The organism is Serratia sp. AS12 (assembly GCF_000214195.1).
Lineage (GTDB): Bacteria > Pseudomonadota > Gammaproteobacteria > Enterobacterales > Enterobacteriaceae > Serratia > Serratia plymuthica.
In genome coordinates this window covers 557,272-571,148 of record NC_015566.1, presented here as the reverse complement: position 1 = coordinate 571,148, position 13,877 = coordinate 557,272, and the positions used below count along the sequence as shown (strand labels likewise).

Below are 13,877 nucleotides of genomic sequence, written 5' to 3'. Positions count from 1 at the left end.
GGGGGCAACCTAAAGAACTGCGCCTGATAGTGCTACAGGCGGGAGCCATACAGAACGCCGACACGCCGTGACCCCCTCCCTGGGGGCTCGTATCGCGCATCCCTGCGCTCAAGGGGCGGCTAACCTGCAATGGCGCCCACCTGCCTCAAGCTTAGGGTGTAGCGGTAGTAAACTCAGTTATTTAGAGAGCCATAACGCGTAATAATTAAAACATGCCGACAGCCCAGAGTTCATCAGAGATAACTTACCCCTTCTGCAAATAGGGCCCCGCCGCCACCGAATCGCGCAGGATCAGGCTCGCCGGGAAGGTCGGGCGTTTGCTCAGCTCGCCGCCGTCCAGCATCGACACCAGGCGGTTGATGGTTTCCTTAATCATCTCGGTCACCGGCATTTTCATGCTGGAGAGCGAGGGGATGGTGTAAGGCGCCAGCGGGATATCGTCGAACCCGATCACCGACACGGCGGACGGCACCGGGATTTGGCATTCCGCCAGCCGCTTCATCGCACCAATGGCCATCTCGTCGTTGCTGGCGACAATGGCGCTGAACGCATGGCCGCCGGCCAACAGCGCATCGACCGCCGCCATGCCGCTTTGCGCATTCCACTTCCCTTCGACAATCAACGCGTTGTTGACCGCAATACCCTGTTCCGCCAGCGCGGATTTGTAGCCGGAGAGCCGCTCCAACCCGGTGGGGGAATCCAGCGAGCCGGTGATGAACGCAATATCGCGGTGCCCCAGTTGGATGAGGTGCGCCACCGCCGCTGCGCTGGTCGCTTGCTGATCGCTGAAGATGCAGTAGCTGTCGTTCAGCCTTAAGCGGCGGTTGATGACCAGGATCGGCTGCTTATGCCGAGAAATGATCTCGTCCATTTGCGCGATAGAGAGAAAACGCGGGTAGATGATCACCCCGTCGCAGCGCAGATCCAGCAGGAATTGAATGGCGGCCTTTTCTTCTTCTGCGGTGTGCTTGCCGTCCGCCAGGATCAGCTGACGGCCGTTTTCTTCCATGATGCGGGCGGACTGAGACATCAGCTCGCTGAAGTAGTTACCGCTGTACAGCGTGTTGGTGACCACCAGCCCGATGGTCTGGGTGGTTTTCGTCGCCAGATTGCGTGCCAGCAGGTTGGGCCGATAACCCGTCTCGGCGATGGCTTTATCCACCAGCGCGCGCTTCTCCGGGCTGACATAGCCGCTGCCGGACAACACGCGGGACACCGTCGCCTTAGAAACGCCGGCCTTTTTAGCCACCTCAAGTATTGTTGCCATCTGTGCGCCGTCAAAATCCATTGGATGAGCGCAGTCTACCCAAGACGCCCCCCGTTTGAAATGTTTTCACGCCCGCCGGCGCGAGCGCCCCTGATCTAAAAGTGACCAGCTTCACGAAACGAAAAACCAAAAAATCATAATTCTTGCCAACAACAAAATACACATTCATGATTTTGTGAAACCGGTTTCTTGTGGGCGTTTCATTGAGATGGAACGGCGGATCGCCCAGGCAGTAAAAATTCGCCTTTTGGGCAATTCGCATTCCTATTTGAAGAGACGACAAACCCTATGCCGAAGAACTACACAGAGATCTCGCAGGCAATCGTGAATGCGGTGGGCGGCCTCGGCAACATCGAAGCCGTGACGCACTGCATGACCCGCCTGAGATTCGTTATCAAAGACAAGGCGCTGATCGACACTCCCGCGCTCAAAGCGATTAATGGCGTGCTGGGCGTGGTGCACAGCGGCGAACAGTGCCAGGTGATCATCGGCAACGAGGTATCGAAAGCCTACCAGGCGGTGCTGGCGCTCGGCCTGCCGGGTAACCCCCCCGCCGCCGCGCCCGCAAAACGCAAAATCACCCTGAAGGGCATCGGTGCCGGCATTCTCGACGCGCTGGTGGGCACCATGTCGCCGTTGATCCCCGCCATTATCGGTGGCTCGATGGTGAAACTGCTGGCGATGATGCTGGATATGGCCGGCCTGTTCGAAAAAGGCTCCTCGACCCTGATCATCCTGAACGTGATCGGCGACGGCGCGTTCTTCTTCCTGCCGGTGATGGTCGCAGCTTCAGCGGCGCTGAAGTTCAAAACCAACATGTCGCTGGCGATCGCCATTGCCGGCGTGCTGCTGCACCCCAACTTTATCGATCTGATGGCCAAAGCGGCGCAGGGCCAGGCCGTGGAGTTCGCCTACATCCCGGTGACGGCGGTGAAATACACCTATACGGTGATCCCGGCGCTGGTGATGACCTGGATCCTGTCGTATATCGAACGATGGGTTGACCGCATCACCCCGGCGGTGACCAAGAACTTCCTCAAGCCGATGCTGATTGTGCTGATTGCCGCGCCGATCGCGATTGTGTTGATCGGCCCGCTCGGCATCTGGATCGGCAGCGGTATTTCGGCGCTGGTGTACACCGTGCACGGCTATTTGGGCTGGCTCTCCGTCGCCATTATGGGCGCCATCTGGCCGCTGCTGGTGATGACCGGCATGCACCGCGTGTTCACCCCGACCATTATTCAGACCATCGCCGAAACCGGCAAAGAAGGCATGGTGATGCCTTCGGAGATTGGGGCCAACCTGTCGCTCGGTGGCTCTTCGCTGGCGGTGGCGTTCAAAACCAAAAACCGCGAACTGCGCCAGACCGCGCTGGCCGCTGCCGCCTCCGCCATAGTCGCGGGGATTTCCGAACCGGCGCTGTATGGCGTGGCAGTGCGGCTTAAACGCCCGTTAATCGCCAGCCTGATCAGCGGCTTTGTCTGCGGCGCCGTCGCCGGTATCGGCGGGCTGGCCAGCCATTCGATGGCCTCGCCCGGCCTGTTCACCAGCGTGCAGTTTTTTGACCCGACGAACCCGATGAGCATTGTCTGGGTGGGCGGCGTAATGCTGCTTTCCGTGGTGCTGTCTTTCGTGCTCACGCTGATTTTGGGCTTCGAAGACATTCCGGAAAGCGAAGCGCCCCCAACGGCAGCCACTGCGCCTGCGGCGAATACCGCTAACGCGACCCATTGAGAAAATTGAGGATTGCATGTCTGATTCAACATTCCCGCAAGGATTTTTATGGGGCGGCGCCTTGGCCGCCAACCAGTCTGAAGGGGGTTATCTGGAGGGCGGGAAAGGGCTGACCACGGTCGACATGATCCCGCATGGCGCCAACCGCATGCCGGTGAAGCTGGGCCTGGAGAAGCGCTTTACCCTGCGCGAAGACGAGTTTTACCCGAGCCACGACGCGATCGATTTTTACCATCGCTACCGCGACGACATCGCGCTGATGGCGGAGATGGGCTTTAGCGTATTCCGCACCTCCATCGCCTGGAGCCGGCTTTACCCGAACGGCGACGAGCTGACGCCCAACCCGCAGGGCATTGCCTTCTACCGCAGCTTGTTCGAAGAGTGCCGCAAATACGGCATCGAGCCGCTGGTCACCCTGTGCCATTTCGACGTGCCGATGCACCTGGTGACCGAATACGGCTCCTGGCGCAACCGCAAAATGGTGGAGTTTTTCACCCGCTATGCCCGCACCTGCTTTGAAGCCTTCGACGGCCTGGTGAAATACTGGCTCACCTTCAATGAGATCAACATTCTGCTGCACAGCCCGTTCTCTGGTGCCGGGCTGGTGTTCGAGGCCGACGAAAACCCCGAGCAGGTGAAATACCAGGCCGCGCACCACGAACTGGTGGCCAGCGCACTGGCGACCCGCATCGCGCATGAGGTGAACCCCGCCAACCAGGTGGGCTGCATGCTGGCGGGCGGCAATTTCTATCCGTGGTCCAGCAAGCCGGAAGACGTGTGGGCCGCGCTGGAGAAAGACCGCGAGAACCTGTTCTTTATCGACGTGCAGGCCCGTGGCGCTTACCCCTCTTACTCTGCCCGTGTGTTCCGCGAAAAAGGCGTGAGCATCGCGATGGAGGAAGGCGACACCGAGATCCTGAAGAACACGGTCGATTTCGTCTCCTTCAGCTATTACGCCTCGCGCTGCGCCTCTGCCGATATGAACGACAACAACAGCAGCGCCGCCAACGTGGTGAAATCACTGCCGAACCCGCATGTGCCGCGCAGCGACTGGGGCTGGGGCATCGACCCGCTGGGTTTGCGCATCACCATGAACATGATGTACGACCGCTACCAAAAGCCGCTGTTCCTGGTGGAAAACGGCCTGGGCGCACACGACGAGTTCAATGCCGCAGGCGAGATTGAGGACGATTACCGCATCAGCTACCTGCGGGAGCACATCCGCGCCATGGCCGACGCCATCGCCGACGGCGTGCCGGTGATCGGCTACACCACCTGGGGCTGCATTGACCTGGTGGCTGCCTCGACCGGTGAAATGAGCAAACGCTACGGCTTTGTTTACGTCGACCGCGACGACCAGGGCAACGGCACCCTCGCCCGCACGCGCAAAAAATCCTTCTGGTGGTACAAGAAGGTGATTGCGAGCAATGGGGCAGATTTGGGGTAGGTTGGGACACTGACAAACGACCATGGAAACTTGTCGCCTGGCTATATGTCCCCACTGCAAATATAGTCAGGCCAACTTAATGTCAGAACGTCGCTATTGATAAACTCTGGTAACCAGCTTAAGGAATCACCATCTTTCTTTCTAAGGCCGCACTCCCAGATTTCGAATACTCGCCATCCAGCGTCAAGCAATTGCATCTTGACGCGAATATCGCGTTGTTTATTCGATGCAAGTTTTTTAGTCCAAAACTCTGGGCGAGTAGCTGGAGTGGTAGCATAACGACATCCTTCATGGCGATGCCAAAAACAACCATGCACAAAGATGCACAATTTGTGCTTGGGAAGAACCAGATCGGGTTTTCCGGGTAAATCTGCAACGTGCAGTCTGAATCGAAACGCTTTTGCATGTAAGTACTTACGTACGAGCATTTCCGGCCGCGTATTCTTGTTTTTGATGCCTGACATCATTCTAGAGCGTGTTTTTTGGTCGACGACATCCATGATTGCTTCCCGTTTGTGTCTCTTCCTGGTATCCTGGCTACCTTATTAAAACTACAAAAAGAACTCATGAGTACAACTTCATTACCGATCCCAATAGTAGATCTTTTTGCCGGACCTGGTGGGCTGGGTGAAGGTTTCTCTTCGTTGAAAAACGGGAATGCGTTCCAGATCGCAGTTTCAGCTGAAAAAGATCCTATTGCTCACCAAACTCTCCGTCTCCGAGCCTTCTACCGACTGCTCTGTAGTAGTAGACCAGGCAAACTGGAGGATTACTATCGCTTCTGCAATGGCCAATCCGAAAAGCCGTACAGCGATGAGACAGAAGATCTTTGGCATAAGTCCGGTAAAGAAGCGATGTGCATCGAAATCGGCAGCGTCGATGGAAATGCTACTCTTGATACTTCAATTCACACAGCGCTGGATAAACGCGAGTCAGAACAACAACCATGGGTGCTAATTGGCGGGCCTCCCTGTCAAGCCTATTCATTGGTAGGAAGAGCCAGAAACAAGGGCAAAGCCGACTATAAGGCGGAGGATGATCATCGTCATTTTCTCTACCGCGAATATCTGAGAATCATACAAAACTATCAACCTGATATATTTGTCATGGAGAACGTCAAAGGAATTCTCTCGTCGACTATCAATGGTCAGAAAATATTCCATGAGATCCTGAAAGATCTTGCCAACCCAGATGCTGCATTAGGCGCGACACAAAAAGGACAATGCTATCGCATTGTCTCCTTAGTAAGCGATCAAGTATTTTGTGATGGTGACGATCCAAATAAGCTTGATCTGACCAAGTACATAATTCGGGCGGAAGACTACGGCATACCCCAAGCTCGCCATAGAGTTATTTTGTTAGGCATACGTGAAGATCGCTACAAAGACAAACTACCCAAGTTGTCTCGCCAAGATACAGTATCTGTCAAAGATGCTATTGGGGGTCTTCCCTCTTTAAGAAGTTTGTTAAGTAAAGAGAAGGACTCCAACGCTCGATGGGCAGAACTAGTTAGCAAGGAATTGCAAACACTGGCAGAAGCAGCATCAATATCTGATGATACTGTAAGCAATTTAGCCCCATGCCTACAAAAAATATCTGAAAATATCGGTTTAGTCTTAACAACAGGAAATGTCAGGCTACCTAAAAAGTCCGATAGTATTGGAAAGACAGGGCGTGACTACCTTGATAAATGGCTATTGGATTCTCATTTGAATGTCTGGCTTAACCATGAAACCCGGGGGCATCGCATTGATGATCTTGGCCGTTATGGTTATGCCGCAACCTTCGCTTCTGTTCACAAAAGATCGCCAAAGGGACATAAGGAATTTAATTTGCCAAGACTCGCTCCCGCCCATAAGAACTGGGAGTCAGGAAAGTTTTCAGACAGATTTAGGGTTCAAATTAAAGACAACCCGTCGACAACGATTACAAGCCACATATCTAAAGATGGGCACTATTTCATTCATTATGACCCGATACAGTGCAGAAGTCTGACTGTGCGAGAAGCAGCTCGACTACAGACTTTCCCAGATAACTACTTTTTCCAGGGCGGTCGAACCCAACAGTATCACCAAGTTGGGAATGCGGTACCCCCACTATTAGCAAATCAAATTGCAGATATAGTTGCTAAAATACTGAAATAATAATTTCGTGCTCATTTTGACAATAACTCATCATTAATAGGAAGTTACCGAATTCCTCCTAATGAGCATGGCTATCCATTTATATCTATTCTATAGCAAAATAAATATCACTTTCCATAATTCTTTCGTTAACTACCATTTTCAGTAGTATTCCCAAAAGCAAAATCAAGAATAGAACATAATTCACTAACGGATAGGCTACTGAAACTTCGGACCTCATTCCAGACACGAATCCTAAGTATAGCGCTCCGCATAATTGATTCCATTGAATTTTTCCCGTAATACCTTGCAGCTCGTAGCCAAGCCTCAGCTATAGCGCGACCCAGCCTTGGGTCACCGCCAAGACTTGGTCGTTCAGTTATTTGTACAAGCGCATCTTCCGTAAGCTCTTCTAACAGCTCCCAACGAGCTAAAGAATCTACCCCTCTATCAAGAGTCACTCCTCTTATCCAAAGTCTTTGGAAAGTATTTCTTACCCCACCGATATACCTTTTTCGCGCAGTACCAAACCGCCAATGAACTATATCCGGCGCAAGAACTACCCCTATAAATGACCAAACATCATCTCTGAGAGCTTCCCCACTCGCTAGTATCGTTTGATCAGCAAACCAAGCCGCAGCCTCAGTGTCAAATTTAGAAAAACCTACCCGGCTATCATTACCACCGAATCCGTTTCTTTTAGCAATCTCGTGTATCCCATTACGCATTTCCTCAAGTTGTTTTGATGTTATTTGCACCCCCCCCGTAGCTGCAAACTTAACTGCATTCGGAAGAGTATTTTTATTAAATCCTTTCCATTCTTGATGAGTATTATTGATGAATATTTCCAATTCTTGTTCAGCAGCTGGTAACTGTAAACGTGGTAACAGTGTTATCATTATACTCTCCTTAATTCTGCTAATGTTAAAAATGCAGCACGGAACATACCGGGACGGTTTTCAAGTATTGATTTTATAAATGTAATATCTTTATCAGGCCAAGCACTTTTAAGCCATGCTGATGCTTGCCCGCCAAGTGTACCAGCTTCGGATAAGTGAAAAAGCTCTGTGGCCTCTTGATCCATAACTAACCTCTCACATACCTGTCCCATAACATCAGCCATCAACACTTGTAGTATTTCTGGATCTTCATTTAATATTTTATCAACAAAATCTGTCATTTCATTGTTAAGATATAATTTCATTGCACCGTGGAAATCACGGGCCCAATCGTATGGTGACCAATGTAAATACCATGGTGTGGAAGAACTATTTGTACCTTTGAGCAGAAGTGAAAAATCAGCAATTTCAATAGGGAATCGTGGTTCCTCTCCCTCAATTCGTACGCGAAAACGATCACTCCAAAGTCGATCACCAAAGCGTTGCGGAGACAATATATTTGAAATTGCTGTTGTCGATATTAATATTATCTGTGTAAAAACATCGAGCACAGCAGATAAATCACGCCCAAATACTTCAAACTCGAACTCAGCCTCCCACACTCCATATTCTAAAGTTCTAATTTCTTGGAGGAATACTTTTCTCGGCAATCGACCTTGCCCCGTACCTAAACTAATTACGACGGAAATTTGAAAATCTTTTTCATCTAAATCCAAGTCATTACTAGCGATTTTAGAGTCTAACTTAATCTTTCTACGTAAACGGATTACACTAGATGGGTCCCAATTACGCAAAAATTCACCTATAGGCTCCCATTCGGAATCATTCAACGATAATGTCCATTCAGTAACATCAACGGCAGAATCGGAGAGTGTAAGGAAAGGGAAAGCAACACGTCGGCTCATATTTGCTCCTCCATCAATACATTAGCCTCAACAGTAACAGCACAGTCTTTTGGTACTGTCACGCGAATCTCATAAGTGCCTTCCTCACCTTCGAGCTGAAAAATACTCCCCATTATTTCAACTCTTCTTTCGATAGATGTAATCGAAACAATAGTGGGTTGTATTATTATACCCTCATCTAGCTGGAATGTTTTTACTCCCTCTAAGGCAATAGAAGCCATAACACTCAACTGAGCCCCACGCTTTCTATTATCTTGGCGTACATCTGTTGAAAAAACTGCCACAGTGCCAAGTTTGGTCGCCTCAAGTCGAATAAATAAAGGAGAAGTTGACTTGGCACATATCGGACGTGGATTCCCACCCCCTCCACCACCAGTGCGAATCAATCCAGCCCCCTCACCATTAACCCCTTCTAAAGCACTACCTAGATTACCGGCAAGGCGCGCTAAAGGTGGCCCAGACTGATAAATCGGGCGACCGGTACCTTTTTCTCCTTGAGTAGTAGCATGGAATCTGAGATCTCGAAGCGCAACGTTCACATATGTTTTCGCATGACCCTTAGGAAGATTGTTTGGGACCCAATCATCATGGGCAGGTGGTTCCGAATCAGCAAAAGCACTTTCTACTTCATGCTCGCTGCTAGTGATGAACACACCTGCCCATTCGAGCCTTGTATCAGGCAATCCCGCACCTTCAAGATATTTTACGACAAGTTCAACAGGACGCATAAGTGCTATATGTTGGGAAGTCTTGGGAAAAGGGCTATATTCAGACAATAATGAGCGTCTCTGATTTCTAAGCCCATGTTCAATCGCTAATATACCAAGTTCTTTTATCGGTTTTTTTGATAACATCTTTATTATATTATTTCCACTCTCCGTTCTTGCTGCTCGCATAGCCTTTGTAAATAGATCTAAAGGAGGAAAATCCTCAGGTTCTGGGATTTCTATCGGCAAACCATCTACTTCAAGATAACAATTAAAACGCCGATCTGATGGGGTATCTCTCATCATTCTCGGCCAAAAATTATACAATATTGCTCCTGCAATTTTATTTCCAATAGTTAGTAACTCTTCACCACCGTTATCAAAGTCTAGAATCATTATCGATGTCCCGCTTCGTGTCATATCTCTATCGGGAAAGCCAAGTGCAGAAGCTAATATTTTAGCATCGTTACCAATTAACGGATCAACAACTCCATCTTCTAAATCAGGGACACCCCACCAATGTCTACCAGTAAAACGCTTTTGCATTCCGTTTTCAGGTATATTAAATGAGTGTCCAATATGGCAGCCGATTAATCGGCGATCTTCAGAACTTGAATCGTATGGTTGAGAGTCTATTATCACAAAGCTGCATTTACTTGCCTTGTATAGGGCAACCTTTCCGAATCCATAAGTACCGCCGCCTAGTTTAGTATCCCTTGCGGTACCTATATTTCTAAGAAAATCAATGAAGTCCGTTCTTTTAGTATTAATGGGTATACGGTCCGCTCTAGTAGGCCCACCAAGACCAACTGTATTAAAATCGCAAATTTCCATTACCACGGGTTCTTTCTGAGACAACAATGATGCAAACTCTTTTTTTGATCTAGCCTCGTTAGGTAGATCCTTCAGAACTGTATTAGCTAAAACAGATACTTGTTGTTCAGTTAACTTGCGAATTCTAATATATATATCCGGACCCAAACCTAGTTTAGCGGCATCAGCAATATTCTGAATAGACTCTCTAATCACTGTTTGTAAAGGATCTAATGTTGGAGCACCAAGAAGACGACGGAAATTATCACTGATATTACCAGTAGTTCCATACGGCTCCGAAAACATATGAAGTGGTTTCACTAACAAAGCTCCTCTACTATCCTGCTATATGACTCTGGATTAACGCGATATGGTGTAGCATGAGAAAGATCGATTTTATAAGAAACTCCTGAAACACCAGCTGGTGCATTCCCTAATATAAGCATTGAGGAAGTCAATCGGGGAAATCCAGGAACAATTTTATAAATTATTTCTGATTCAAGTCGAAACGAATGCTGATACCACTGAGGTGCATCAATATCATCACAACCGGCAGAGCAAAAAACCTTTCGAAGACTTTCAGAATCATCAACCTTACTCAAAGCACTATGAGCCAATGACGATACGTTAAGAAGACCATCCTTAACTTCTTCAAGCGTTATTTTGAGAAGATGAAGACTGCCTCCTGCGGGTATCTCTAACTGCTCCAATCCGTTAATATTTATCATTTTATTATCAGAACGAAGCGTTGTTTTTACTTCTAGCGAAGTGTCTGCTTTACGAAAATCATGCCGATCTCCCATCGGTCCACGCCACGCGCGCCAAGAAGAAGGTGAGTGATCCAACAACCTATTTAGGATAAGCAATTCACCAACAAGGCCGACAGACTTATTTACATCCATCCGAGAAACAGAAGAGTTTGCCAAAAGAGAACGAAAGTCTTCAATAGTAGATTTAGCAGCATCTACACAATCAATTTTTGCGCTGGAAACTCTTACCAAGATCTCATTAACAACCTCAATAAATACTGTTTCCAACTCTTTCGATGTGCATACTATATCTAGAAATCGTAAGGCGCGGCCATTATTAGTTAAGGTTGACACACTTACTAATAAAGCACCTCCTGAATCAATTCCTATTGTTCTTTCTCTCCCTTTGAGTGGAAAAAGAACTCTTAACTCTCCGCTTCTACCAAGAGAAAGGCGCACAGCCCCAACTGAAGTAATTACTTCAGTTGGGAAAGTAGGAATATCAAACCCGTCTTGTTCATAAAATGAACCAGACCGCAAAATAGTCCACAAATCTTTTAGGTTACTCATTGTTATTATTCAACTCCTGCGGCCTCAACTTGTGCAGCTTCTTGAGCAGCGATCTCTTCAATTTCATCTGCAGAAAGTGACTTCAAGTCTACAGATACGAAGCTACCACCTTCAGTTTTCGAACCAGGAAAAATAATACCGTAACCTAGAACATCATATTCTGCACTAAGCGAAACACGAACTTTAGATGCTTTTTTAGGTTCTGATTTTCTTTCTATCCCATAGAGGAGTAAAAGAGGTATTTGACCAATGCTGTCAAGTCGTCGGCTCTTCAGTTCATCCCAATCACCATTTTTATCAAAAATATCTAAACAATCAAAAATGATATCATTCTTTGACATTAATGCCTTGATATCAGCGTCCCCATTTCCTTGCAATCTTGCACGGTTGATAAGCCTAACTGCACCTACCTTTCCTAGCGAATCCTCAGAATCTTTACCTCCATCTGCAGATTCTATGATACCGACGTTCCACTTATCTAGGCGCTGATCCGGATTATCAAGGAAAGGCAGTAACATACTGCGTCCTAGATCTGCATGTGTAGCCTGAACAACATAAGATTCGAAGAAACGGCGTATCGAGGACCTTGGCACTCCCCGCCAAAGCTTTTTATTACCAGCTCTATCTGAAGTATCACGAAGACCCAATGCTTCAGCTCGACTTACGAGTTCGGCGGCAGCATTCCAGTTTTGGCGTAATAGATCTCTGTTTTTATGTTCGAAACGGAAAGTCTGCTTATGCGTACCCCAATAGCTAACAGCACACTGCTCTGCAGCCCGCATTTTATTAGCTGCTGTGATAGCCATTCCTGGTATACTACGAATCCGTACAGCGATCTCCATAGGCGTCAGGTCTCGAATACGGTATTGATCAATATCATCACGTATTTCTTGTTCAACAGAAGCAAGAGCACGAAACTGCAACTTGAGCTCCTCAGGCATCCATATACGTGGAAGGTCCTCATATTTTGGTCTATAACCGAACCAACGACCCATTTGTAGCAGGGTATCATACTGATTAGCTGTACGAAGGAAATAGCTGACCATTAGTCCCTCAAGTGTTAAGCCACGAGCTAGAATCGAGCCTCCTACAACTATATAAATTTTAGCTGTATCAGAATTATAATCGACTCTATCATCACTCGCACCATTTTCTACGGGAAACTCTATCGCATCTAAAACCTTTGGCAAGTTAGAAAAAATTTCATCTATCGATATAACGGGAGCTTCTGTGATATTACTTGGTAATCGTCCTAGTTCTTCGTTCCATATTTTCTCTATTCTTTTACCTATAGACGATGTTCTTTGGGTAAGATAATCCCTGTGAATATCTACCCACCCTTCAATTAAAGATGCAACTCGTTCATGTGCAATGACATAAGCAGATGTATGCACAAGCATGGTCATATGCTTATTATAATCTCCACGGGCATGTCTCACAGCACAACATGAAATAAAATAAAGAATTGCATTTTCAAGACTCTCGGTCATTAGAGGCTGAAATAAATCTTTCTCGCTACGACTAGACGGTTGTAATAAAAACTCCTCGTTTGTGGTCACTTCACGAATCATATCCAGCCCCTCATCTTCGGGTAGAATATTTTCAGGGTCTTCTGGAGTTTTACCAAACAATCTTTCTGTTCCGAAATATCGTTCCGACTTCAGCAGTGCAGTGATGAAATGACGAGGATATAAATCATCAAGCTCTTGACCATCAGCTCGGTATGGATTGATCAAAACATTAGCAAAAGGCGTCGCTGTGTATCCTACATAAGTCACTGCTGGTAGAACTGACAAAATCTCCCTAATCCGTTGATTTATTGTTGTCATGTCAAGTTCCCCACGCGCTGAATTGACACTAGCTTGGTCACACTCGTCATCAATAATGAGAACCCGAAGCCTTTTAAGGATTGCGGGAAGTGTTCGATCAATCGCAATCTTTAGCTCAGCAAGAGGTGATACGTTTTTCTTGATAACTGCCAACTGCGCTTTATCAGCATGTGACAGGAACCCTCCCTGAGGTGGGGCCCTAAAATCTTTGTTTTGCTCATTTGATGTAAGAACATGCCAGTGAAGAGGGTTTCTACGAACCAAGTCTTCATAGAATCTAAGTTGTGTCTGATGACGAAGTTTATTCGTTAACCCGGCTAACACAATGACAGTGTTATAGCCAGCATCGAGTGCTTTCGCAATTACTGCCGTCATATTAGCTGTTTTACCAGACTGCACATGTCCTACAACCAGGCCTCGACCTGAAAATTGACCTTGCTTCGGATCTTCAAGAAGTGATACCACTTCATTAGAAGCATCATCGATTCCTCTTACATCATCTTCGAGCCAACCTTTACTATTTACCAAGAAACCTTCCACTGCAGGCCAATGCAGAGAGGCTGGAGTTGGCCCAAAATACCACTGTGGCCGTTTTTTTATGACAGAATGATTATGAAGTATCTGAATTTTCTCAAATTTCTTTTCGACAATTTCTCGAGCTTCTCCGATCTCCTTAGAAAGACTGTCAGAAAGGCCTTTAAACAATGTATCTAGTTCGTCACGGACCAGAACGATAGCGGCCTCCAAGTTCTCAACTTGGGGTAAAGCTTGCAGAATTCTTTGAACTAAACTCTCGACCTGAGGCCCAGGCATACGCACTCCTTTGTGTTACAG

General features: G+C 47.7%; 10 protein-coding genes. 3 read left to right on the top strand and 7 right to left on the bottom strand.

Annotation, left to right across the window (positions count from 1 at the left end; all coding sequences use genetic code 11):
• Positions 1-244 precede the first annotated feature (244 nt).
• Positions 245-1,267, bottom strand: a complete 1,023-nt coding sequence (locus tag SERAS12_RS02635) for a LacI family DNA-binding transcriptional regulator (RefSeq protein ID WP_143760024.1) — start codon at positions 1,265-1,267, stop codon at positions 245-247.
• Between the two features lie 288 nt (positions 1,268-1,555).
• On the opposite strand from SERAS12_RS02635, the gene ascF reads away from it, so the two are divergent.
• On the top strand, positions 1,556-3,001 hold the full coding sequence (gene ascF / locus SERAS12_RS02630) for a PTS cellobiose/arbutin/salicin transporter subunit IIBC (protein ID WP_013811347.1): 1,446 nt from the start codon (positions 1,556-1,558) through the stop codon (positions 2,999-3,001).
• 16 nt (positions 3,002-3,017) lie between these two features.
• Positions 3,018-4,448 carry a 6-phospho-beta-glucosidase gene (locus SERAS12_RS02625; RefSeq protein WP_013811346.1) on the top strand — a complete coding sequence of 477 codons (1,431 nt, stop codon included), beginning with the start codon at positions 3,018-3,020 and terminating at the stop codon, positions 4,446-4,448.
• Between the two features lie 41 nt (positions 4,449-4,489).
• Here the strand turns inward: SERAS12_RS02625 and SERAS12_RS25275 are convergent, their stop codons facing one another.
• Positions 4,490-4,948, bottom strand: a complete 459-nt coding sequence (locus SERAS12_RS25275; RefSeq protein WP_013811345.1) for a very short patch repair endonuclease — start codon at positions 4,946-4,948, stop codon at positions 4,490-4,492.
• Here SERAS12_RS25275 and SERAS12_RS02615 point away from each other — a divergent pair.
• Positions 4,931-6,592, top strand: a complete 1,662-nt coding sequence (locus SERAS12_RS02615) for a DNA cytosine methyltransferase (protein ID WP_239440975.1) — start codon at positions 4,931-4,933, stop codon at positions 6,590-6,592. The two genes, SERAS12_RS25275 and SERAS12_RS02615, sit on opposite strands and share 18 nt — an antisense overlap.
• 128 nt (positions 6,593-6,720) lie before the next feature.
• On the opposite strand, the gene SERAS12_RS02610 is transcribed toward SERAS12_RS02615, so the two are convergent.
• Genes SERAS12_RS02610 through SERAS12_RS02595 form a run of 5 tightly spaced genes read right to left on the bottom strand, consistent with a single transcriptional unit; the run spans position 6,721 to position 13,856 of the window.
• Positions 6,721-7,470: a hypothetical protein gene (locus SERAS12_RS02610; RefSeq protein WP_013811343.1), complete on the bottom strand. Its 750-nt coding sequence runs from the start codon at positions 7,468-7,470 to the stop codon at positions 6,721-6,723.
• Positions 7,470-8,375, bottom strand: coding sequence for a hypothetical protein (locus SERAS12_RS02605; RefSeq protein ID WP_013811342.1), 906 nt, complete (start codon positions 8,373-8,375; stop codon positions 7,470-7,472). The genes SERAS12_RS02610 and SERAS12_RS02605 overlap by 1 nt, the downstream gene beginning before the upstream one ends.
• On the bottom strand, positions 8,372-10,216 hold the full coding sequence (locus SERAS12_RS02600; protein WP_013811341.1) for a hypothetical protein: 1,845 nt from the start codon (positions 10,214-10,216) through the stop codon (positions 8,372-8,374). The genes SERAS12_RS02605 and SERAS12_RS02600 overlap by 4 nt, the downstream gene beginning before the upstream one ends.
• Positions 10,216-11,214 (bottom strand): PD-(D/E)XK motif protein, encoded by a 999-nt coding sequence (locus SERAS12_RS25270; RefSeq protein ID WP_013811340.1) that lies wholly within the window; start codon positions 11,212-11,214, stop codon positions 10,216-10,218. The genes SERAS12_RS02600 and SERAS12_RS25270 overlap by 1 nt, the downstream gene beginning before the upstream one ends.
• A gap of 5 nt (positions 11,215-11,219) precedes the next feature.
• Positions 11,220-13,856: a Z1 domain-containing protein gene (locus SERAS12_RS02595; protein ID WP_013811339.1), complete on the bottom strand. Its 2,637-nt coding sequence runs from the start codon at positions 13,854-13,856 to the stop codon at positions 11,220-11,222.
• Positions 13,857-13,877: the final 21 nt, after the last annotated feature.

Bases quoted from the DNA above. Each gene is read 5' to 3' on its own strand.
- SERAS12_RS02635 (WP_143760024.1), bottom strand. From the start codon at position 1,267: ATGGCAACAATACTTGAGGTGGCTAAAAAGGCCGGCGTTTCTAAGGCG.
- ascF (WP_013811347.1), top strand. From the start codon at position 1,556: ATGCCGAAGAACTACACAGAGATCTCGCAGGCAATCGTGAATGCGGTG.
- SERAS12_RS02625 (WP_013811346.1), top strand. From the start codon at position 3,018: ATGTCTGATTCAACATTCCCGCAAGGATTTTTATGGGGCGGCGCCTTG.
- SERAS12_RS25275 (WP_013811345.1), bottom strand. From the start codon at position 4,948: ATGGATGTCGTCGACCAAAAAACACGCTCTAGAATGATGTCAGGCATC.
- SERAS12_RS02610 (WP_013811343.1), bottom strand. From the start codon at position 7,470: ATGATAACACTGTTACCACGTTTACAGTTACCAGCTGCTGAACAAGAA.
- SERAS12_RS02605 (WP_013811342.1), bottom strand. From the start codon at position 8,375: ATGAGCCGACGTGTTGCTTTCCCTTTCCTTACACTCTCCGATTCTGCC.
- SERAS12_RS25270 (WP_013811340.1), bottom strand. From the start codon at position 11,214: ATGAGTAACCTAAAAGATTTGTGGACTATTTTGCGGTCTGGTTCATTT.
- SERAS12_RS02595 (WP_013811339.1), bottom strand. From the start codon at position 13,856: ATGCCTGGGCCTCAGGTCGAGAGTTTAGTTCAAAGAATTCTGCAAGCT.